This window comes from Allobosea sp. GW821-FHT10B12 (assembly GCF_059415545.1).
Map to the genome: position 1 here is coordinate 111,842 of NZ_JBWKNL010000004.1, position 20,316 is coordinate 132,157.

The following is a 20,316-nucleotide window of genomic DNA, read 5'->3' on the forward strand; positions in this document are numbered from 1 at the left end:
CCATAGGCTGGCTTGGGACAGGATGGACGCGAGAATGAGACGGGCAAAGCAGGCCGGATGGGAGATGAACGGAGCGGTCCGCTTCCTCCTGCCCGGGCTTGCCGGCGCCGCGCCGGCTCCCGCTCTCGCCCAGGCCGAGGCGTTGCTTCCCATGCGGGCCGACTGGCTCAGCACCGGCGGCCTTTCGTTGATCTTCGTCGGGCTCGTCGTCTTCGCCACCACCACGTCGATCCTCTATGTCCGCGAGCGCTCGCGCTGGACAAGGCGGGAAGGCGAGCTCGCCGCCGGGCTCGAGGCGACGCGCGGCCACCAGGACCGGCTGGGCGCTCTTCTGGCGGCCGACCGGCAGGTTGTGTTGAGCTGGGACGGGCCGAAGGCGAGCCCGATGGTCGAGGGCGACAGCGGCTTCCTCGGCATCGGCGGCTCCGCCCCGGCGCTGGCCTATGGCAGCTGGGCGCCGCCAGCCGAAGCGAAACGGCTCGAACTCGCGACCGAGGCCCTCAAGGAGCACGGCGAGGCCTTCGCCTTCACCTTCAAGGCCAAGGCTGGCCGCTATGTCGATGCAGAAGGGCGGCCGGTTGCCGGCCGCGCCGTGATCCGCCTGCGCGAGGTCGACGGCGAGCGCGCCCGGGCGCTGGCGCTGGAAGGCGAGCTGAGCAAGCTCGCCAGCGACCATGCCGCGCTCACGACATTGCTCGCCGGTGTGCCGCAACCTGTCTGGATGCGCGCCACTGATGGCCGCCTGACCTGGGTCAACGCCGCCTATGCCCGCGCCGTCGAGGCTTCGGACAGCCAGCAGGCGGTCACGGCCGGGCTCGACCTGTTCGACCGCAGCGAGCGCGAGGCGGCTGCCAAGGCTCGCAAGGACGGCCGCGTCTTCCAGCTGCGCGCGCCGGTGGTGATGGCTGGTCAGCGCCGCATCGTCGATGTCATGGAGACGCCGACGCCCTCGGGCTATGCCGGCATCGCCACCGATATGAGCGAGCTGGAGGCGGTCCGCGCCGACCTGCAGCGCCAGATGGATGCGCATGTGCGCACCCTCGACCGGCTGAAGACCGGCGTCGCCGTCTTCGACGCTTCGCAGCGTCTGGTCTATCGCAACAGCGGCTACGAGGTGCTCTGGTCGCTCGACCCCGGCTTCCTCGATTCGAGCCCGGGCGATGGCGAGATCCTCGATCGCCTGCGGACCGAACGCCGCCTGCCCGAGCTCGGCGACTACCGCACCTGGAAAGCCCAGGTCCACGCCGCCTATACCGCGACGCGCGCCAGCGAGGACTGGTGGTACCTGCCTGACGGGCGTACCGTCCATGTCGTCGCCAGCCCGAACCCGCAGGGCGGCGTCACTTATCTTTTCGATGACGAGACCGAGCGTTTCACCCTCGAATCGCGCTTCAACGCGCTCTCGCGCACCCAGCGCGAGACGCTCGACTCACTGCGCGAAGGCGTCGCCGTGTTCGGCTCGGATGGCCGCCTCAAGCTCTCCAACCCGGCCTTCGCCCAGCTCTGGAAGCTCTCGCCCGAGCGCGCCGCTGCGTCGCCGCATATCGACGAGGTCGTGGCCCTGAGCCGGCCGCTCTTCCCGGATGATGCCGTCTGGACCGAGATCCGCAGCGCCGTCGCCGGCGTGCGCGATGCGCGCGAGGACTATCGCTGCCATATGGAGCGCCGCGACGGCATGGTGCTCGATTGCACCGCCGCACCGCTGCCCGACGGCGCGACGCTGATCACCTTCGCCGACGTCACCGCCGGCGTGAACGTCGAGCGGGCGCTGACCGAGCGCAACGACGCCCTGGAGCGCGTCTCGCGGCTGCGCGAGGAATTCGTCCACCACGTCTCCTACGAACTGCGCTCGCCGCTGACCAACATCATCGGCTTCGCGCAATTGCTCGGCGAGGAGACGGTGGGCGCGCTGAACGACAAGCAGCGCGACTATGCCGGCCATATCGTGCGCTCCTCCGGGGCGCTGCTCGCCATCATCAATGACATTCTCGATCTCGCCTCGATCGACAATGGCGCGCTCGCCCTCGATCTCGAGGAGGTCGATGTCGCCAAGACCATTGCCCAGGCCGCGACCGGGCTGCAGGACCGCCTCGCCGACAGCAAGCTCAAGCTGCAGGTCGACATCGCCCCTCAGACCGGGCCGCTGCGCGCCGATCCCAAGCGCCTGCGCCAGATCCTGTTCAACCTGCTCTCCAACGCGATCGGCTTCTCGCAGCCGGGCCAGACCATCCGTGTCAGCGCCGGCCGCTATGGCGGCGAGATCCGCATCACCGTCGCCGACGAGGGCCGCGGCATCCCGGACGAGGTCAAGGAGAAGGTATTCGACCGCTTCGAGAGCCATTCGCTCGGGTCGCGCCATCGCGGCGTCGGGCTCGGCCTGTCGATGGTGCGCTCGATCGTCGAACTGCATGGCGGCCGCGTCGAGCTCGATTCGGCGCTGGGCCAGGGCACGCGCGTCACCGCCGTCTTTCCGCCCGAGGGCATGCGCATCTCGGACGCTGCTGAATGAGTGACGAGGCTGCGCGGGCGGGCACCCATGTCGTCATCCTGCCGAGCGAGACCGCAACGGTGCGGCTGGCCGAGGACATTGCCGACATCCTGAAGACCGGCGACATCGTCGCGCTCTCCGGCCATCTCGGCGCCGGCAAGTCGCTGCTGGCGCGGGCGATGCTGCGCCGCCTTGCCGATGATCCGGCGCTGGAGGCGCCGAGCCCGACCTTTACCCTGGTGCAGAGCTATGACAGCCCACGCGGCCTCCTGCTCCACGCTGATCTCTATCGCGTCCGCTCGCCCGACGAGCTCGACGATATCGGCCTGATCGAGGACCTCGACCTCGCCGTCACCATCGTCGAATGGCCGGATCGGGCCGGAACGCGCCTGCCGGCGGGCCGTCGGCTCGATATCGTGCTCGAGGTCGATCCCGACAATCCCGAGCAGGGCCGGATCGCGACGCTCTCCGGCGGCGTGCTCTGGCGCCAGCGGCTGGCGCTCGCGATCGGCGCGCGCCGGCTGATCGACGAGGCCGGCTGGAGCGAGGCCAAGCGCGAATTCATGCTCGGCGACGCTTCGAGCCGCGCCTATGAGCGCCTGATCAGGCCGTCGGGCGAAACCGCGATCCTGATGATCTCGCCGCCGCGCGCGGACGGGCCGGCGATCCGCCAGGGCAAGCCCTACAGCGCCATCGCCCATCTCGCGGAAACCGTCGACGCCTTCGTCGCCATGGACAAGGGCCTGCGCTCGCTCGGCCTCTCCGCGCCAGAGATCCTGGCGCAGGACCTCGTCACCGGTCTCCTGATCACCGAGGATCTCGGCGCCGAGCCGGTCGTGGATGCGGACGGCCCGATTCCGGAGCGCTACGAGGCCGCGGCCCGCCTGCTTGCCGAACTGCATCGGCACGCCTTGCCGACGATCCTGCCGGTGGCGGAAGGGCGCGACCATGTCCTGCCGGACTATGACCGCGAGGCGCTCGCGATCGAGACCGAGCTGGTGCTCGACTGGTATGCCCCGCACATTGCCGGGGTGACCTTGCCGGCTGTGACGCGGGCCGAGTTCAGCCGGATCTGGGACAAGCTCTTCGACGAGCTCTTCGAGACGCCGGCGACCTGGACCTTGCGCGATTATCACTCGCCGAACCTGCTCTGGCTGGCCGACCGTGTCGGCCATGCCAGGCTCGGCCTGATCGATTTCCAGGACGCGGTGCTCGGCCATCCCGGCTATGATCTAGTAGCGCTCGGGCAGGATGCCCGGGTCGACGTACCCGCAGCGCTGGAATTGCGCCTGCTCGCCGCCTATGCGGGGGCGCGCCGCGGCACCGATCCGAGCTTCGACGTACCGGGTTTCGCCCGCGCCTATGCGATCCTCGGCGCCCAGCGCAACACCAAGATCGCCGGCATCTTCGCCCGCCTCGACCGCCGCGACGGCAAGCCCGGCTATCTCAAGCACCTGCCACGCATCGAGGCCTATCTGCGCCGCAATCTTGAACAGCCGGCACTTGCCGAGCTGAAGGCCTGGTACGAGACCCATCTGCCGAAGCTCTATGCCGGGCAGGAGACGCGGGACGTAAAAGCCGAGGCCGATCCTGCGGAGCAGGACCGGCCCGAGCCGGAGCAAGGCGAGGCCTGAGCCGGGCTATCCTCAGCCCGGCGCCGCCCCCTGCGTGCCCAAATAGACCGCATAGAGCGACTGGCTCGCCGCCATGAACAGCCGGTTGCGCTTGGGTCCACCGAAGCAGACATTGCCGCAGACCTCCGGCAGCCGGATGCGACCGATCAGCTTGCCCTCCGGGTTGAAGCAGAGCACGCCATTGTAGCCGACCGCGCGCCCGGCATTGCTGGAGGCCCAGAGATTGCCCTGCACGTCGCAGCGCAAACCGTCCGGCCCGCATTTCACCCCGTCGACCATGCAGTCGGAGAACAGCTTGCCGTTGGAGAGCTTGTTGTCGGCGCCAACATCGAAGACGTGGATGTCGCCCTTGCCGCCGGGGCCGGTGTCGCCCGGGCCCTTGCCGGTCGAGGCGACGTAGAGCTTCTTGAAGTCCGGCGAGAAGCACAGGCCGTTCGGATCGGGCACCTGTTGCTCGGTGACGACGAGGTCGACCCGGCCGCTCGGATCGATCCGGTAGCAGTTCGTCGGCAATTCCCGCTTGTAGAAGCCGATCTCCGGCGGCTGGCCGAGGCGTGGATTGATCTTGCCGCTGGTGTTGCTCGGCCCACCGGCCGCATCGGGCGCGCCCTCATAGAGCTGGCCGCCATAGGGCGGATCGGTGAACCAGTAGCTGCCGTCGGGATGCTGCACGACGTCGTTCGGTGAATTCAGCCGCTTGCCGTCGAACTTGTCGGCGAGGATCGTCACCGAGCCGTCGAGCTCGTAGCGCACGACACGGCGGTTCAGGTGCTCGCAGGAGAGCTGCCGGCCCTGGAAGTCGAAGCTGTTGCCGTTGCTGTTGCCCGACGGCGTCCGGAAGACGCTGACGCGGCCATCATCCTCGAGCCAGCGCATCTGCCGGTTGTTCGGGATGTCGCTCCAGACGAGATAGCGCCCCTGCGCATTCCAAGCCGGGCCTTCCGCCCAGAGTGCCCCGGTCCAGAGCCGCTGGATCGGTGCATTGGGCTGGGCCAGCCCCTCGAAGGCGGGATCGACGGCGATGACGTCGGGATCCCAGAAATAGGTGGTTGGCGCGCCGCTGCGGCTGAAATCGCGCGGCGGCGTGGTGATCGTGCTGGGTGGGCCGGGCCGGGCGGCTGGGGCTTGTGCCAAGGCCGTATCGGCGGCGGCTACGAGCGCTCCGGCTCCCGCGGCCTGCAACAGGCGGCGTCGTGACAATGCGGGACGTGATTCATCGATCGTGCTTTTTTGCATCGGTGACCTCCCTAGGTTGAACTGTGCCGTTCTTTACCCGGGCATCGGGGGCGCCGATTGCGGCGGTGACGTGGCGGAAGGCGACCGCCCGGTCATAGCGAGCCCTGTCCCAGCAGGGCTTCTCATTCACCTAAATCGGTTTAATGATACCGAGTCCGGAGAGCACGGCCGCGATCAATCCTCAGGCCGCGAGATCGGCGACCAGTGCGTCGAGCAAGAGCGCACCTTCCGGCGTCGCGGCGAGGCGGCCATTCGGTTTGCGGGCGAGGAAGCCCTCGGCGATCAGGCTGCCGATCCGGTTGCCGTTGAGCTTGCGGCCGGCCAGCCCCTCGAAGACGTCGAGATCGATGCCTTCGACGAGTCTCAGACCCATCAGCAGGTATTCGTCGCCCTGCGCTTCGGCAGAGAGCTTCTCGTTCTCGATCAGCGCGTCACCGCCGGCCTCGATTCGCTCCAGCCAGGCTTCCGGTCGCTTCTCGGTCGATTGGGCATAGCGGCCGTCTGCCGTCACCAGCCGGCCATGGGCGCCCGGCCCGACACCGGCATATTCGCCATAGTGCCAGTAGACTAGGTTGTGCCGGCATTCCGAGCCCGGCCGGGCATGGTTCGAGATCTCGTAGACCGGCAGGCCGTGCTTGGCCGTGATCTCCTGCGTCAGCTCGTAGAGCGCCGCGCCCGCATCGGGATCGGGAATGGCGAGCTTGCCGGCGCGGAAGAGCTGGTCGAAGGCCGTGCCGGGCTCGATGGTGAGCTGGTAGAGCGAGAGATGCTCGGCGGCATGGCTGATCGCCAGCTCGAGCTCGGCCTGCCACAGCGCCGGCGTCTGCTCCGGCGAGCGGGCATAGATCAGGTCGAAGGAATAGCGCTCGAAATAGCGCCGGGCGATCGCGACAGCATCGAGCGCTTCCTGGGCCGAATGCATCCGGCCGAGCGCCTTGAGATCGGCATCGTTCAACGCCTGCACGCCGAGCGAGACGCGGTTGACGCCGGCTGCGCGGAAATCGCGGAAGCGGCCGGCCTCGACGCTGGTCGGATTGGCCTCCAGCGAGATCTCGCAGTCGGGCGCGACGGTCCAGTGTTCGCCGATCGCATCGAGGATCGCGCCGACGGTCGCGCCTTCCATCAGCGAGGGCGTGCCGCCACCAAAGAAAATCGAGGAGACCGTGCGTCCGGGCGCGAGTGCGGCGCGCTGGGCGATCTCTCGGCGGAAGGCGGCGATGTAGCGTGCTTGGTCCGGCGGCTGGTGCCGGACATGGGAGTTGAAGTCGCAATACGGGCATTTGGCCAGGCAGAACGGCCAGTGCACATAAACGGCAAAGCCGGCACCCACGGTCGGGTGTGCCGGCATGCCGGGCCGCCGCGCCAAGGCGGCTGCGGACGTCAAGCGGGCTTCCTCAGGCAGGCGGCGGCGAGCAGCGCAAAAGCGCGGGCACGATGAGACAGAGCGGTGCCATCGCCGCTCTTCTCGATATTGCTCATCTCGCCGAACGTCCTGTCATGGCCGGCCGGCTTGAAAATCGGCGTATAGCCGAAGCCCTTGTCGCCGCGCGGCTCGCTGACGATCTCACCGAAGACACGGCCCTCGAACAATTCCTGATGCCCGTCCGGCCAGGCAATCACCAAAGCCGAGACGAAATGCGCCTTGCGCTGCTCCGGCATGGTCGCGCCGCGTTTTGCCAGCTCGGCGAGCACGCGCGCCATGGCCGGCTTGAAGTCCTTGCCCGGTCCGGCCCAGTTGGCCGAGAACAGGCCGGGCGCGCCGTCGAGCGCGTCGATGCAGATGCCGGAATCGTCGGCGAGCGCCGGCAGGCCGGAGGCCTTGGCGGCTGCGACCGCCTTGATCGCGGCGTTCTCGGCGAACATGTAGCCGTCCTCCTCGGGCTCGGGCAGGCCGAGCTCGCCGGCCGAGACCAGCTCGATCCCATAGGGCGCCATCAATTCGCGCATCTCGCGCAATTTGCCCTGGTTGTGGGTCGCGATCACGACCTTGCCGGCGAGGAGGCGGGGTTCGCTCATGGCGTCAGGCCACCGTAGCCTTCTGCAGGGCGACCAGCTTGCCGATGCCGCCCTTGGCGAGCTTCAGCAGGGCCATCAGCTCGTCCTCACTGAAAGGCGCACCCTCGGCCGTGCCCTGCACCTCGACGAGGCCGCCGGCGCCGGTGATGACGAAGTTGGCGTCGGTCTGCGCGCCGGAATCCTCGACATAGTCGAGATCGATCACCGGATTGCCGGCGACGATGCCGCAGGAGACGGCGGCGACATGGTCCTTCAGCGGATTGGCGCCCTTCAGCATGCCGCGCCCCTCCATCCACTTCAGCGCGTCGTGCAGCGCGACCCAGGCGCCGGTGATCGAGGCGGTGCGGGTCCCGCCATCGGCCTGGAGCACGTCGCAGTCGACGACGATCTGGCGCTCGCCGATCGCGGTCAGGTCGACCACCGCGCGAAGCGAGCGTCCGACCAGGCGCTGGATCTCCTGCGTCCGACCGGACGGCTTGCCCGAGGTGACCTCGCGGCGGGTGCGCTCATGCGTGGCGCGCGGCAGCATCGAATATTCGGCGGTGACCCAACCCTTGCCGGTGCCGCGCAGCCAGGGCGGCCCCTTTTCCTCGACGGTCGCGGCGCAGAGCACCTTGGTCTCGCCGAAGGTGACCATGCATGAGCCTTCGGCATAGCGCACCACGCCGCGTTCCAGCGTGACCTTGCGCATCTCGTCGGCTGCGCGCTTCGAGGGTCTCATCATGTCATCCTGTCTTCTGAAGTCCGCGGCTTGTAGGCGCTTAGCACGACAGCGGCAAGGCGAGGGCGCGCAAGGGCTTGATCCGGCCGCCCGCGCCGGGGACAATGGGGCATGGTCACGAGGCTGTTCACCAGGCGATGAGCGCCCATATCCGCCCGGATTCGCCCGGCGGCCTGGTCGAGATCGACCAGCGCTCGCGCGAGATCTTTCGCCAGATCGTCGACGGTTATCTCACGACCGGCGAGCCGGTCGGCTCGCGCAACATCGCCCGCCTGCTGCCGATCGCGCTGTCGCCGGCGACGGTGCGCAATGTCATGACCGATCTGGAGATGGCCGGGCTGATCTACGCCCCGCATACCTCGGCCGGGCGGCTGCCGACCGAGCGCGGGCTGCGCTTCTTCGTCGACGGCATGATGGAGGTCGGCAACCTCACCTCGGACGAGCGCGGTCGCATCGAGGCGCAGATCAGGGCCGCCGCCAGCAACCGCTCGCTCGACCAGACGCTGACCGAGGCTTCCGCTCTGCTGTCGGGCCTGTCGCGCGGCGCCGGCGTCGTCGTCACCACCAAGGCCAATGCCCGCCTGCGCCATATCGAGTTCGTCCGGCTCGATGCCGGCCGCGCGCTCGCCGTGCTCGTCGCCGATGACGGCACGGTCGAGAACCGCATCCTGGCGCTGCCGGCGGGCCTGCCGGCATCGGCGCTGGTCGAGGCCGGGAACTTCCTCAATGCCCGCATCGTCGGCAAGACGCTGGACGAGCTTCGCCGCGAGATCGCCGACAGCCGCATAGAGATGGAGCGCGAACTCGACGAGCTGACCGCAAGGCTGGTCGAGACGGGCATCGCCACGACCTCCGGCCCCTCGGGCGACCGCCACCTGATCGTGCGCGGCCAGGCCAATCTGCTCGAGGATCTGAAGGCGCAGGAGGATCTCGAGCGCATCCGCCTGCTCTTCGCCGATCTGGAGACGCAGACCGAGCTGATCGACCTGCTCTCGCGGGCCGAAGCCGGCGACGGCGTGCGCATCTTCATCGGCTCGGAGAACAAGCTGTTCTCGATGTCGGGTTCCTCGATCATCGCCGCGCCCTTCCGCGATGGCGGCCAGCGCATCGTCGGCGTCGTCGGCATCATCGGCCCGACCCGGCTGAACTATGCCCGGATCGTGCCGATGGTGGATTACACCGCCAAGGTGGTCGGGCGCCTGCTCGACAGCGGGCGATGAAGCGGTTGCCGCGGGCCGCCGCGATCCTGGCGGGAGTGCTGCTGATGACCGGAGCAAGCGAGGCGAGAGATGGCTTGCTCGAAGCTGCGAGCCGTGGCGATCTCGCCGCGGTGAACCGCCTGATCGCCGCCAAGGCCGATCTCGAACAGCGCGACGGCCAGCGCCAGACGCCGCTCCTGCTCGCCGTCGCCGGCAACCACGCCGCTGTCGCCAAGGCGCTGCTCGCGGCGGGCGCCAGCCCGAATGCCCAGGCGGCAAACCAGGACACGCCCTGGCTGCTCGCCGGCGCCAGCGGCCGCACCGAGATCATCGCGGCGATGCTACCGCTCAAGCCAGACCTCACGATCCGCAATCGCTATGGCGGCAATGCGCTGATCCCGGCCTGCGAGCGCGCTCATGTCGAGACGGCCAAGTTGCTCCTGACATCAGGCATCGACGTGAATCACGTCAATAATCTCGGCTGGACCTGCCTTCTGGAGATCGTGATCCTCGGCGATGGCGGCCCGCGCCATCAGCAGGTGGCGAAGCTCGTGCTCGATGCCGGCGCCAATCCCAATCTCGCCGACAAGGACGGCATCAGCCCGCTCCAGCATGCCCGCAAGCGCGGCCAGAGCGAGGTCGCCAAATTGATCGCGGCAGCCGGCGGGCGCTGACCGCTATTCCAGCCAGTCGGTGATGAAGCGCTCGCTGGCGTGGATGTCGATCGACTCCAGCGTCTCCGGCCCGAGGCTGCGGAATTTATGCGGCACGCCGGCCGGAACCACCAGGATCTCTCCCGGCCCGGCCTCGATTTCTCGCTCGCCGATCGTGTAGAGCGCCCGCCCGGCTCGCACGATGAAGGTCTCGGGATAGGGGTGGCTGTGCAGCCGCGGCCCTTTGCCCGGCTCGGCCCGGACGAAGATCAGCGAGACCTCGCCACCGAAGTCCTGCACCTCGCCATGCCAGGCGCCGGGCGTTTCGGTCCAGTCCTCTAGTGCGATGGCGTGCGGCGCCCCGGCCTTGCCCGCCATCTCAGCCACGCGCCGCGATCGCCGCTGCAGCGCCCGCCATCACGCCGCCGGTGATGCGGTTGATCCGGCGCATCGTCTTGGGGCTCGACACTAGTCGCCGCGCCCTGTCGGCCAGGAAAGCGTAGCCGAGCAGGGTGGTGTTGATGATCAACATGGTCAGCACGGTGACTTCGACGAAGGCGAGCGGCGTCAGCGCCTTGAGGTCGACGACCAGCGGCAGGATCGAGATGAAGAACACCATCACCTTGGGGTTGCCGAGCGTCAGCGCCAGGCCGCCGAGGAAGAGGCGGATGCCCTCGCCGCCCATTGCCGGCTGATCCTCCAGGCTCTTCACCGGTGCGGTCCAGAGCTTCCAGGCGAGATAGATGAGATAGGCGCAGCCGGCATATTTGATCGCCAGGAAGAGCCCGTGGAAGCTCTGCATCAGCAGCGTCAAGCCGAGCGCCGAGAAGGTCAGCCAGATCAGGTCGGCCGCGGCGATGCCGAGCACGAAGGGCACGGCGCGCCGGAACCCGGTCGAGAGCGAGCGCGCCACGATCGCGGCGATGCCCGGCCCCGGCGAGGCGACGGCGAGAAAATAGACACCGGCGAAAACCAGAAGCCCGGCGAGATCCATAGGGCGCTGCTCCCTCATGTCGGCTTGTTGCGGTCAAGACTAGCAGCCTGCGCCGGAGCTGTCCCATCGCCTTGCGTGATGGGAGGGATCAGCCGGTCTGGCGGATCCGCCCGCGTTTTTCGGCGCGCGCCTTGCCCATCGCGCCGAGGAAATCACCGATCGACTGCTCCAGCGCCAGCGATTGCGACGAGGTCGCCCGGACGCGGCCGTCGACCTGCTGGGCCAGCGCAGCCGCTTCACGGGCAAGGCCCTCGACCAGTGCGGCATGATGCGCGATGGCGTCGACGCCCGAGGACGAGCTTTCGGCACGCTCGGCGATCGAGCGGATATGGCTGGCCTGCCCGGCGACCGATTCGGCGACGACGCCGGCACTATCCTGCAACGTCTGCATGGTCTGGCCGAGCCCGCGCACGGCTTCCCCAATGGCGCGCCCGGCATCGACGACCTCGCCGACGCCCTGGCGGATGGTTTGCGTCGCGTTGTTGGTGGCTGTGGCGAGCGATTTGACCTCGGCCGCGACCACGGCGAAGCCCTTGCCCGCCTCGCCGGCGCGGGCGGCCTCGATGGTGGCGTTGAGCGCCAGCAGATTGGTCTGCGCGGCCAGGCTGCGGATCAATTCGACCAGGCTGCCGATACGGTCGCTGGCCTGCTGCAGCAAGGCGACGCTGTCGCTGATCGCGTGGCATTCGGCATTCGCCGCCTGGGTGGCGCGGCTCGAACCCGCCGTTTCCTGGGAGATGCGGGCGCTGGCGAGTTCGAACTGCCGTGTCGCCGCGACGATCTCGGCGACGGAGGCGGCGACCTGCTCGGGCCGCTCCTGCGTGCCTGACAGGGCTGACAAAGTTGCGCCGGCCTTGGTCGAAAGCTGGCCCGAGAAGCCGGCGACATCGCCCATGCTCGCCTCGATCGCCGAGATGCGTTCGCCAATGCCGTTGCGAAAGGCCTGTTCGAGCGCGCCGAGCCGATCGTCGACGTCCCTTTCCAGCGCGTCGTCGAAGCAGGCGAGCGAAAAGGAGATGTCGGTGAGCATGAGCTTGCAGAAGACGCGCAATGCCTCGTCGACCGGGCCCCAGCGCCGCTTCCAGCGCGCGACTAGGACGGCGAGGAAGTTCGAGAAGTCCTCGAGGAAGAACTGCGGGTAGTCGGCGAGCAGGATGTCGCGGTTGTTGGCGCGGCCGACGATGCGCAGCTTTGCCAGCCGATAGCGCTCGTCGAGTTCGAGCTTGAACAGCTTGCGGTACTTGACCTGCTCGTCGGAGGCGACGTCGAGCCGGTCGAGATCGCGGTTGAACGTCTTGGCGTAGAGCTTGCGCGTGGAGACGTCGAAATGCGGCTCCAGGATCGTCAGCAGGCGGCTGGCGATCGCGGCTTCAGCCTGCGTGAAGGACGGCTGCGACGGATGCATCGCGATCAGCGTCGCACCAAATGGTTAAGCAGCTTTCGCGTGCTGTGGCAGGGACGCTAAGCGCTTAAAGAGTCTGCCGGACCTCGCCCGGCGTGACCAGGAAGCGTTGCGCCCCATCAGGAAGATCGCCGAACAAGGCGGGGTCGGCGCCGGTCATCCAGACCTGGCAGCCGAGCTCGGCCAGCGTCCCATAGAGCGCCGCCCGCCGGCGCGGATCGAGATGGGCGGCGACCTCGTCGAGCAGGACGAGCGGCGGCAGATCGCTCATCGTCGCCACCAGCCGCGCATGGGCGAGCACGAGCCCGATCAGCAGGGCCTTCTGCTCGCCGGTCGAGCCCTGGCCCGCCGGGATGTCCTTGGCGGCATGGCGCACGGCGAGATCGGAGGCCTGCGGGCCGGTGAGGGTGCGCCCGGCCGCCTTGTCGCGCGGGCGCATCTCCCGCAGCAGCTTGCGATAGCGGTCCTCGGCGTCGAGCGCCGGCAGGGTGGCGACCAGCGCGTCGATCTCGCCCTCCAGCGCGATATCGGCCTGAGGGAAGGGCGAGGCCTCGTCCGCGGTCTGCGCGATGATGGCGGAAAGCCGCGCTACCGTCTCGGCGCGGGCGGCCGCGACGGCGACGCCCAGCTCGGCGATCTCGCGTTCGACCGCGTCGAGCCAGCGCTGCTGGTGCGGGCTCTCATCGAGGATGCGGTTGCGCGAGCGCAGCGCTTTTTCCAGTGCGTTCGAGCGCGTGCCATGGCCGGGATCGACCGCTAGCACCAGCCGGTCGAGGAAGCGGCGGCGTTCGCCGGCCGAGCCGCGGAACAGCCCGTCGAGATCGGGCGTCAGCCAGACCAGCCTGACATAGTCGCTGAAGGCCAGGGCCGAACCGGCCGGGGCGCCGTCGATCCGGGCGAGCCGCGCCCGGCGTCCCTCGGTGTCCGGCGCTTCCAGGCCGATGCCGAGCCTCGCCCCGTCATCGGCGAGCTCGATCGAGACGGCAAAGCCGCCATCGCCGGTTTGGCGCACCATGTCGGAGAGGTCGGCGCGCCTGAGGCCGCGGCCGGGGGCGAACAGCGAGAGCGCTTCGAGCAGATTGGTCTTGCCGGCGCCGTTCTCGCCGCATAGCGCAACGAGCCGGCCCTCGATCGCAAGATCGAGGGCCGGATAGGAGCGGAAATTCTGCAGCGTGAGACGGGCGACCGCGGTCAAGACGGCAAGCGGGTCAGACCCGCATCGGCATCAGCACATAGAGCGCGGATGCACCTTCGCGGTCCTGGATCACCGTCGGCGAGCCCGGGTCGGCGAGCTTGAGCAGCGCCGTGTCGCCGTCGAGCTGGGCGGCGATGTCCATCAGATAGCGCGCATTGAAGCCGATATCGAGCGGACCAGCGTCGTAGTCGACCTCGATCTCCTCGGTCGCCGAGCCGGAATCCGGGTTGGTCACCGAGAGCGTCATCCGGCCATCGGCCATGGAGAGCTTAACGGCGCGGCCACGCTCGGACGAGATCGTCGAGACGCGGTCGACGGAAGCGGCGAAATCGCCCCTGTCGACGGTGAGCAGCTTGTCGTTTCCGGAGGGAATGACGCGCTGATAGTCGGGGAAGGTGCCGTCGATCAGCTTCGAGGTCAGCACGACCTCCGCCGTGGCGACACGGATCTTGGTCGCCGAAAGCTCGATCTGGACTTCGCTCTCGCCATCCTCCAGCAGCTTCTGGATCTCGGCCACGGCCTTGCGCGGCACGATCACGCCGGGCATGCCGAGCGAACCTTGCGGAGCGGCAGTGTCGACGCGGGCGAGGCGGTGGCCGTCGGTCGCGACCGCGCGCAGCACCGGGCGCCCGTCGACGTCGATCGCGTGCAGATAGATGCCGTTGAGATAGTAGCGCGTCTCCTCGGTCGAGATCGCGAACTGCGTCTTGTCGATCAGGCGCTTGAACTCGCCGGCCGGCAGCACGAAGCGATGCGCCATCTCGCCGGCGGTGATGTCGGGGAAGTCGCTTTCCGGCAGGGTCTGCAGGGTGAAGCGCGAGCGGCCCGAGCGCAGCAGCATCTGGCCGGTCTCGCCGGTGGTCTCCAACGAGACTTGCGAGCCGTCGGGCAGCTTGCGGACGATGTCGTAGAGGGTATGGGCGGGCACGGTGGTCGCGCCAGGCTCGACGATATCGGCCGGCACGGTCTCGACCACCTCGATGTCGAGATCGGTTGCCTTCAGCTTCAGCCCGTCCTCGCTGCCGCGCAGCAGCAGGTTCGACAGGATCGGGATCGTGTTGCGCCGCTCGACGACACGATGGACATGCCCGAGCGACTTCAGGAGCGTGGAGCGTTCGACCGTAACCTTCATGGCGTCTTCTGGCATGCTGGCGCCCGCGGCGAGCCGGCAGGCAGAAAGGTGGCCCGCGACATTGCCGGACGGCCGGCCCGCGCGCAAGGGCGCGCGAACCGGCCTGCACAGTTAACGCTGGCTGGGACGCCTGCGGCTCACTCCTGCAGCATGCGCTTCAGCAGATCGACTTCGTCATGGAGGAGGCGGTCCTCGACGATCGCCTTCTCGATCTTGCGCACGGCGTGCAGCACGGTGGTGTGGTCGCGCCCGCCGAAGCGGCGGCCGATCTCGGGCAGCGAGCGCGGCGTCAGCGCCTTGGCGAGGTACATCGCGATCTGGCGCGGCTTGACCACCGCCGCGGTGCGGCGTTCCGACAGGATGTCGGCGCGACTGACATTGTAGCGGGTCGCCACCAGCTTCTGGATGTCCTCGATCTTGACCCGGCGCGGCTCGCGAGTCCGGACGAGGTCGCGGATCGCCGCCTCGGCAGTCTCCATCGTCACGCTCGCCCCGGTCAGCGTCGCATGCGCCAGGATGCGGTTGGCGGCGCCGTCGAGATCGCGGCCATTGGTGGCGACGACCTTGGCGACATAGGCGATCACGTCCGGGTTGACGTGGAAGCTGGGGTGGGCGGCCTTCAGCCCGTCCAACCGGGTGGTGAGGATCTTGACGCGCAGCGCCTCGTCGAGCTCGCCGATCTCGACGACGAGACCACCGGCGAGGCGCGAGCGGATGCGCTCGTCGAGCGCCTCCAGATCGGCGGGCAGCCGATCGGCGGCGACGACGATCTGCTTGCCGGCGTCGATCAGCGCATTGATCGTGTGGCCGAACTCCTGCTGGATCGAGCGGCCCTGGATGAACTGGACGTCGTCGACGATCAAAAGGTCGATGCCGCGCAGCTTCTCCTTGAAGGCGAGCGCCGTTTGCGACTTCAGCGCGGCGACGAAGCCGTACATGAAGCGGTCGGCGGTAAAATAGGCGACGCGCTTGCCATGCTGACGCGCATCCTGGGCGATCGCCTGGATCAGGTGCGTCTTGCCGAGGCCGACGCCGGCGTGGAGGTAGAGCGGGTTATAGGGCGTCGAGCCGGCCGGAGCAGCCGAGATCCGCTCGGCTGCTGCGAAGGCGAGCGCGTTCGATTTGCCGACGACGAAGCTCTGGAAGGTCATGCGCCGGTCGAGCAGCGTGCCGCAGGCGTCCATGGGATCGCGTTCGCTGGGCTGGGCGGCCGATGCGGTAGTGACTTCGGCCGCCGGAGCGGAGGCGCGGGCCTGGGCTGGGCGCGACCGCTGTGCCGACATGTCCTGGCAAGGCTCGGCGCTTTCGCGCGCCACCTGGCGCACCGACAGGGCAATCCCGTTGGGCGTATCGAGCTCCGCCACGCAATGCGCCCGCAGGCGCTCGGCATAGTGAGCTTCGAGCCAGCTCTTCAGGAAGCGGGTCGGAACAGTGAGATGGGCGACGCCCTCGACGACCGCACCGATCTCGACGCGCGCGAACCAGCTCGAGAAGACGTCCTCGCCGAGCTCGGCACGCAGACGGCGACGGACCCTATCCCAGCGATCCTTGATCCCGGCAGCACCCGTCGGTTCGCTCAGGACAAGTCCCGTCAGCACCGTGGTGGTGGTTGCCTCGGTCAAGGTGCCAGTCTCCATCCGCTCGAACATTCCAGTTGCCCCGTTTCAGTGCCACGCACTTGACCACCCCGTTTCGGGGTTGGCTGTGCCATATTTTCCGTTTTAGGAAAAACGTTGCTCTCCTCGTCGGCGAAACGCCGCGAAGCGAGGTCATCCCAACGCTTTTCAGGGTAGTGCCGCGCGCACTTAAAAGATCAGTCGCGGCCGCGTCTCATTTCAAAACATTTAAATCTTCAAGACATAGAAGCGCATTCTTCCAACCCCGCCTGGTTGTAAGCCTAAACGATCAACAATTCTCTGGAGAGCCGGTCGGACATTGCTGTCCGCCCGGCGACGAAAAAGACCTTACAGGGCGGCCTCGAACGGGGGCAATATCCCCCTCAGCCGGCTTCGTGGCTCAGGGGTATGCCGGCCGGTGTCTGACCTACCGGAAAGCGCCTCGCAATCAGTTGGGGAAGTTAAGCTTTTCTTTACCGGAGGAGTCTCGTGCCGGCTCCGAATCTTTTTTTTCGAAGGCCGCGGCCTACCCCTTCCGGGGGAGGGCGATTCCTCCAGGTGAATTGCTTTGCCCACTAAGATCATGAAAAATATGGAGGAATTTTGTGCGGTCAAAAGTCCCGAACGGGACGGTTTTCGACCCCGAAATTCACCTCGAAGTCAAGTCGGTAAAGCAGTGGAAAGATTGCGGAATCGGCGTTGACAGGGTGTGTTGCGCCGCGGCATCGGGCGCCCCTTCGTCGGGCAGGTAGAACAAACAAAAACCCGGCCTTTCGGCCGGGTCGAAAACTGCGCAGAAGTCCGCTCTGGTGAACGGCGATCAGGAAGCCAGCGCGCCGACGCGGTGAGCGAGACGCGAGACCTTGCGAGAGGCGGTGTTCTTGTGAACCACGCCCTTCTGCGCGGCCCGCATGATCTCCGGCTGGGCGGCCTGCAGCGCTGCAGCGGCAGCGGCCTTGTCGCCGGAGGCAATCGCCTCCTCGACCTTGCGCAGGAAGGTGCGCACGCGGCTGCGGCGCGCCTTGTTAACCTCGGTGCGCCGCACGATCTTGCGCGCGGCCTTCTTGGCCGAAGTCGTGTTGGCCATGGTCTGTCCTCGTCCTCATCGTGGCAGGCGCCTGGCAATCTGCCGGCTGGCACGACCACGAACCTTCGGTTGAAAATGCGAGCGACGGTCCTGCCGGAGCAAGACCGCCGCGAGGCCCGACCCTATAGTTCCTGCCGCGCCCGGCGTCAACGCCGGAATCATAGCCGCCTTCAATCTGCCTTGCGGCGGACCGCCACGGCCTCGATCTCGATCAGGTAGCCATGGTGCAGTTCCGGTACCGGAACGACCGCGCGCGCCGGTTTGTGCGGCCCGAAGGCCTCGGCATAGATCGCGTTGAACTGCGGCCAGTGCGCGGCGCCGACCAGATAGGCGGTGACCTTTAGCACATCGGCCGGTCCGCAATCGGCGGCGGCCAGCACGGCCAGGAGATTGTCGAGCGCCTGCCGCGCCTGCACCGCGAAGGGCTCGCCGGCGGTGTGGCTGCCATCGGGGCGCGGGGCGAGCTGGCCGGAGACGAAGACCAGATCCTTGTAGGCGACCGCCTGCGAGTAATGTCCGGCCGGCGCCGGCACATCAGGCGAGAGGATCGTCTCGATGTCGCTCATGCGCCTTCGCCGACGAAGCGCGCGAAGCTGGCGAGGTCGACATTGCCGCCGCTGATGATGACGCCGACGCGCTTGCCTTCGACCGGCACCGCCCCGGTGAAGGCTGCGGCCGCGGCAAGGCAACCTGTGGGCTCGACCACGAGCTTCATCCGCTCGGCGAAGAAGCGCATCGCCGCGACCAGCGCCGCATCCGGCACGGTGACGATGTCCTCGACGAGGTCGCGGATGATCGGGAAGGTGTGGTTGCCGAGGAAGGGCGTCTGGGCGCCGTCTGCGATGGTCTTGGGCACGTCGATCTTGACGATCTCGCCCTTGCGCAGGGACTGCTGGCCGTCATTGCCGGCCTCGGGCTCGACGCCATAGACCTTGCAGCCGGGGTTGAGCGCCTTTGCCGCGAGCAGCGCGCCGGCGAGAAGCCCTCCGCCGCCGAGGCAAACCAGCAGCACGTCGAGCTCGCCGGCTTCCTCGATCAGTTCCTTCGTCGCGGTGCCCTGGCCGGCGATGACCTCCGGATGATCATAAGGCGGGATCAGCGTCAGCCCGCGCTCGGCCGCCAGCCGGTTGCCGAGCTCGAGCCGGTCCTGAGTATAGCGGTCATAGGTCACGACCTCGGCGCCGTAGCCTTTGGTCGCCGCGACCTTCGCGGCGGGTGCATCCAGCGGCATGATGATCGTCGCCGGCGCGCCGAGCAGCTTGCTGGCATAGGCGATCGCCTGGGCATGGTTGCCGGAGGAATAGGTCAGCACGCCGGCCTTGCGCTGCTCGGGGCTGAGCGCCGCGATCGCGTTGTAGCCGCCGCGGAACTTGAAGGCGCCCATGCGCTGCAGGTTCTCGGCCTTGAAGACGAGACTGGCGCCGGTGCGCTCATTGGCGGTGCGCGAGGTCAAGGCCGGCGTACGGTGGGTGACGCCAGCGATGCGCTGCGCTGCGACTTCGACATCGGCGTAGGACGGCAGCGCGATGCGGTCGGAAGTGGAGCGGGCTGCGGCGGTCATGGCGATTCCTGCGTGCTCTTGAAGTGAGCAGCCATGGTGTCAGCAGCGCCGCCGGCCTTTCAAGTGAAAGAAATTGGCCCCGGCCATGCGTGGCGCTGATCGGCCGGGGCTCGCCTATCTCAGTAGTTCTTGAATTCGGGCTTCCGCTTCTCGATGAAGGCGGCCATGCCTTCCTTCTGGTCGTGCGTGCCGAACAGCGCCGAGAAGACGCGGCGCTCGAAGCGCAGGCCCTCGGCCAGCGTCGTCTCGAAGGCGCGATTGACCGATTCCTTGGCCGAGAGCAGCGAGGGCAGCGACTTCGAGGCGATCTGCTCGGCCGCCTTGAGCGCCTCGGTCATCAGCTCGGCGAGCGGGACGATGCGGGCGACGAGCCCGGCGCGCTCGGCTTCGTTCACATCCATGAACCGGCCGGTGAGGCAAAGGTCCATCGCCTTGGCCTTGCCGATCGCATGGGTCAGGCGCTGGGTGCCGCCGGCGCCGGGGATCACGGCGAGGTTGATCTCGGGCTGACCGAACTTGGCGTTGTCGGCGGCGATGATGAAGTCCGCCATCATGGCGAGCTCGCAGCCGCCGCCGAGCGCAAAGCCGGCGACCGCGGCGATGATCGGCTTGCGGCGCTGGCCGATCCGGTCCCAGTCGGCGAACTTGTCGTCGAGATAGGTACCGGGATAGCTGCGCTCCTGCATCTGCTTGATGTCGGCGCCGGCGGCGAAGGCCTTCTCCGAGCCGGTCATGACGATGCAGCCGATGTTGTCGTCGCGCTCGAACACGTCGAGCGCCGCATTGATGTCGGCGATGAGCTGGACGTTCAGCGCATTCAGGGCCTGCGGCCGGTTCAGCGTGATGACGCCGACCTTGCCCTTCACCTCGACGAGAATGGTCTCATAAGCCATGGCGGCCTCCCAATGCGCTGTGTCCTGGCCACGAATAGCGGCCACCCGGGCCGTGGTCCATGCGCGCGGACGCACGGCGCGATGCGAGCCTCGGCGCAGGCAACTCGACCTCAGGCGAACTGGGCCAGGCCGTGGCCGACCGACCAGTTCTCCTTCGCCGCGTCGAGCGCGACCACGAAGACGTCTTCGGGGCGGATGCCAGGGCTTTCCCCGAGCAGTTCCGCGATACGCCGGAACAGCGCCTTCTTCTGCTCCGCGGTCCGCGAAGCGAACAGGATGATCCGGATGTAGACGAGACCATCGCTGCGGCTGACGCCGAAGGCGGAGCCGTAGCGGAAATTCGCGGCATCATGCTCGCTGATCGTCATGAACTGGTCGCCCTCGGGCACGCTCAGCGCCTCGCGCAGTGCGCGATAGAGGCTGTCGAAAATCGCCTGCCGATAGGCTTCGGGCTTTCCGGCGCGCAGCGAGATATGAAGCAACGGCATC

At 67.8% G+C, this 20,316-nt stretch carries 19 protein-coding genes; 4 read left to right on the plus strand and 15 right to left on the minus strand.

The genetic code is table 11. From position 1 onward, the window contains the following. The first annotated feature begins 64 nt into the window (after positions 1 to 64). Positions 65 to 2,509 carry a sensor histidine kinase gene (locus AC07O0_RS15160; protein WP_494624460.1) on the plus strand — a complete coding sequence of 815 codons (2,445 nt, stop codon included), beginning with the start codon at positions 65 to 67 and terminating at the stop codon, positions 2,507 to 2,509. Then, positions 2,506 to 4,122 carry a tRNA (adenosine(37)-N6)-threonylcarbamoyltransferase complex ATPase subunit type 1 TsaE gene (tsaE, locus tag AC07O0_RS15165; RefSeq protein WP_494624462.1) on the plus strand — a complete coding sequence of 539 codons (1,617 nt, stop codon included), beginning with the start codon at positions 2,506 to 2,508 and terminating at the stop codon, positions 4,120 to 4,122. Before AC07O0_RS15160 ends, tsaE begins: the two co-directional genes overlap by 4 nt. Before the next feature lie 12 nt (positions 4,123 to 4,134). On the opposite strand, the gene AC07O0_RS15170 is transcribed toward tsaE, so the two are convergent. The 4 genes from AC07O0_RS15170 to rph all read right to left on the minus strand — a co-directional run bounded on the left by AC07O0_RS15170 (position 4,135) and on the right by rph (position 8,095). Beyond that, positions 4,135 to 5,358 carry an SMP-30/gluconolactonase/LRE family protein gene (locus AC07O0_RS15170; RefSeq protein ID WP_494624464.1) on the minus strand — a complete coding sequence of 408 codons (1,224 nt, stop codon included), beginning with the start codon at positions 5,356 to 5,358 and terminating at the stop codon, positions 4,135 to 4,137. Between the two features lie 181 nt (positions 5,359 to 5,539). Continuing rightward, on the minus strand, positions 5,540 to 6,706 hold the full coding sequence (gene hemW, locus AC07O0_RS15175) for a radical SAM family heme chaperone HemW (RefSeq protein WP_494624988.1): 1,167 nt from the start codon (positions 6,704 to 6,706) through the stop codon (positions 5,540 to 5,542). 32 nt (positions 6,707 to 6,738) lie between these two features. Next, entirely contained in the window at positions 6,739 to 7,374 is a 636-nt protein-coding gene (gene rdgB / locus AC07O0_RS15180) for an RdgB/HAM1 family non-canonical purine NTP pyrophosphatase (protein WP_494624466.1), read from the minus strand. Positions 7,375 to 7,378: 4 nt separating this feature from the next. Next, positions 7,379 to 8,095, minus strand: coding sequence for a ribonuclease PH (gene rph, locus AC07O0_RS15185; RefSeq protein WP_494624468.1), 717 nt, complete (start codon positions 8,093 to 8,095; stop codon positions 7,379 to 7,381). Between the two features lie 137 nt (positions 8,096 to 8,232). On the opposite strand from rph, the gene hrcA reads away from it, so the two are divergent. Continuing rightward, positions 8,233 to 9,315, plus strand: a complete 1,083-nt coding sequence (hrcA, locus tag AC07O0_RS15190) for a heat-inducible transcriptional repressor HrcA (RefSeq protein ID WP_494624470.1) — start codon at positions 8,233 to 8,235, stop codon at positions 9,313 to 9,315. Beyond that, positions 9,312 to 9,968 (plus strand): ankyrin repeat domain-containing protein, encoded by a 657-nt coding sequence (locus tag AC07O0_RS15195; protein ID WP_494624472.1) that lies wholly within the window; start codon positions 9,312 to 9,314, stop codon positions 9,966 to 9,968. Before hrcA ends, AC07O0_RS15195 begins: the two co-directional genes overlap by 4 nt. Positions 9,969 to 9,971: 3 nt before the next feature. On the opposite strand, the gene AC07O0_RS15200 is transcribed toward AC07O0_RS15195, so the two are convergent. The 11 genes from AC07O0_RS15200 to AC07O0_RS15250 all read right to left on the minus strand — a co-directional run bounded on the left by AC07O0_RS15200 (position 9,972) and on the right by AC07O0_RS15250 (position 20,315). Continuing rightward, a complete protein-coding gene (locus AC07O0_RS15200; RefSeq protein WP_494624989.1) occupies positions 9,972 to 10,325 on the minus strand; it encodes a cupin domain-containing protein in 354 nt (117 codons plus the stop codon). 1 nt (position 10,326) lies between these two features. Continuing rightward, complete coding sequence (locus tag AC07O0_RS15205) at positions 10,327 to 10,941, minus strand: LysE family translocator (protein ID WP_494624474.1); 615 nt, start codon at positions 10,939 to 10,941, stop codon at positions 10,327 to 10,329. An 88-nt stretch (positions 10,942 to 11,029) separates the two neighbouring features. Beyond that, the gene (locus AC07O0_RS15210) at positions 11,030 to 12,346 is read right to left on the minus strand and encodes a methyl-accepting chemotaxis protein (protein ID WP_494624476.1); all 1,317 of its coding nucleotides are present in this window, start codon (positions 12,344 to 12,346) and stop codon (positions 11,030 to 11,032) included. A gap of 64 nt (positions 12,347 to 12,410) precedes the next feature. Further along, positions 12,411 to 13,538 (minus strand): DNA replication/repair protein RecF, encoded by a 1,128-nt coding sequence (gene recF / locus AC07O0_RS15215; RefSeq protein WP_494624478.1) that lies wholly within the window; start codon positions 13,536 to 13,538, stop codon positions 12,411 to 12,413. A 13-nt stretch (positions 13,539 to 13,551) separates the two neighbouring features. Then, a complete protein-coding gene (gene dnaN, locus AC07O0_RS15220) occupies positions 13,552 to 14,670 on the minus strand; it encodes a DNA polymerase III subunit beta (RefSeq protein ID WP_137883112.1) in 1,119 nt (372 codons plus the stop codon). Positions 14,671 to 14,807: 137 nt separating this feature from the next. Then, positions 14,808 to 16,319, minus strand: coding sequence for a chromosomal replication initiator protein DnaA (dnaA, locus tag AC07O0_RS15225; RefSeq protein WP_494624481.1), 1,512 nt, complete (start codon positions 16,317 to 16,319; stop codon positions 14,808 to 14,810). A gap of 787 nt (positions 16,320 to 17,106) precedes the next feature. Continuing rightward, positions 17,107 to 17,373 (minus strand): 30S ribosomal protein S20, encoded by a 267-nt coding sequence (gene rpsT, locus AC07O0_RS15230; RefSeq protein ID WP_454028945.1) that lies wholly within the window; start codon positions 17,371 to 17,373, stop codon positions 17,107 to 17,109. Positions 17,374 to 17,543: 170 nt separating this feature from the next. After that, on the minus strand, positions 17,544 to 17,939 hold the full coding sequence (locus AC07O0_RS15235) for a RidA family protein (protein ID WP_494624483.1): 396 nt from the start codon (positions 17,937 to 17,939) through the stop codon (positions 17,544 to 17,546). Beyond that, positions 17,936 to 18,934, minus strand: a complete 999-nt coding sequence (locus AC07O0_RS15240; RefSeq protein ID WP_494624485.1) for a threo-3-hydroxy-L-aspartate ammonia-lyase — start codon at positions 18,932 to 18,934, stop codon at positions 17,936 to 17,938. Before AC07O0_RS15240 ends, AC07O0_RS15235 begins: the two co-directional genes overlap by 4 nt. 119 nt (positions 18,935 to 19,053) lie before the next feature. After that, positions 19,054 to 19,827 carry an enoyl-CoA hydratase gene (locus AC07O0_RS15245; protein WP_494624487.1) on the minus strand — a complete coding sequence of 258 codons (774 nt, stop codon included), beginning with the start codon at positions 19,825 to 19,827 and terminating at the stop codon, positions 19,054 to 19,056. A gap of 110 nt (positions 19,828 to 19,937) precedes the next feature. After that, the gene (locus AC07O0_RS15250) at positions 19,938 to 20,315 is read right to left on the minus strand and encodes a tautomerase family protein (RefSeq protein ID WP_494624489.1); all 378 of its coding nucleotides are present in this window, start codon (positions 20,313 to 20,315) and stop codon (positions 19,938 to 19,940) included. Between the last annotated feature and the right edge of the window lies 1 nt (position 20,316).

What these genes read in the sequence shown, in the direction of transcription:
- AC07O0_RS15160 (WP_494624460.1), top strand. Translation starts at nt 65, where the DNA reads ATGAACGGAGCGGTCCGCTTCCTCCTGCCCGGGCTTGCCGGCGCCGCG.
- rpsT (WP_454028945.1), bottom strand. Translation starts at nt 17,373, where the DNA reads ATGGCCAACACGACTTCGGCCAAGAAGGCCGCGCGCAAGATCGTGCGG.
- AC07O0_RS15195 (WP_494624472.1), top strand. Translation starts at nt 9,312, where the DNA reads ATGAAGCGGTTGCCGCGGGCCGCCGCGATCCTGGCGGGAGTGCTGCTG.
- dnaA (WP_494624481.1), bottom strand. Translation starts at nt 16,319, where the DNA reads ATGTTCGAGCGGATGGAGACTGGCACCTTGACCGAGGCAACCACCACC.
- AC07O0_RS15235 (WP_494624483.1), bottom strand. Translation starts at nt 17,939, where the DNA reads ATGAGCGACATCGAGACGATCCTCTCGCCTGATGTGCCGGCGCCGGCC.
- rdgB (WP_494624466.1), bottom strand. Translation starts at nt 7,374, where the DNA reads ATGAGCGAACCCCGCCTCCTCGCCGGCAAGGTCGTGATCGCGACCCAC.
- hrcA (WP_494624470.1), top strand. Translation starts at nt 8,233, where the DNA reads ATGAGCGCCCATATCCGCCCGGATTCGCCCGGCGGCCTGGTCGAGATC.
- AC07O0_RS15200 (WP_494624989.1), bottom strand. Translation starts at nt 10,325, where the DNA reads ATGGCGGGCAAGGCCGGGGCGCCGCACGCCATCGCACTAGAGGACTGG.
- dnaN (WP_137883112.1), bottom strand. Translation starts at nt 14,670, where the DNA reads ATGAAGGTTACGGTCGAACGCTCCACGCTCCTGAAGTCGCTCGGGCAT.
- rph (WP_494624468.1), bottom strand. Translation starts at nt 8,095, where the DNA reads ATGAGACCCTCGAAGCGCGCAGCCGACGAGATGCGCAAGGTCACGCTG.
- tsaE (WP_494624462.1), top strand. Translation starts at nt 2,506, where the DNA reads ATGAGTGACGAGGCTGCGCGGGCGGGCACCCATGTCGTCATCCTGCCG.
- AC07O0_RS15170 (WP_494624464.1), bottom strand. Translation starts at nt 5,358, where the DNA reads ATGCAAAAAAGCACGATCGATGAATCACGTCCCGCATTGTCACGACGC.
- AC07O0_RS15210 (WP_494624476.1), bottom strand. Translation starts at nt 12,346, where the DNA reads ATGCATCCGTCGCAGCCGTCCTTCACGCAGGCTGAAGCCGCGATCGCC.
- AC07O0_RS15205 (WP_494624474.1), bottom strand. Translation starts at nt 10,941, where the DNA reads ATGGATCTCGCCGGGCTTCTGGTTTTCGCCGGTGTCTATTTTCTCGCC.
- hemW (WP_494624988.1), bottom strand. Translation starts at nt 6,706, where the DNA reads ATGCCGGCACACCCGACCGTGGGTGCCGGCTTTGCCGTTTATGTGCAC.
- AC07O0_RS15245 (WP_494624487.1), bottom strand. Translation starts at nt 19,827, where the DNA reads ATGGCTTATGAGACCATTCTCGTCGAGGTGAAGGGCAAGGTCGGCGTC.
- AC07O0_RS15250 (WP_494624489.1), bottom strand. Translation starts at nt 20,315, where the DNA reads ATGCCGTTGCTTCATATCTCGCTGCGCGCCGGAAAGCCCGAAGCCTAT.
- AC07O0_RS15240 (WP_494624485.1), bottom strand. Translation starts at nt 18,934, where the DNA reads ATGACCGCCGCAGCCCGCTCCACTTCCGACCGCATCGCGCTGCCGTCC.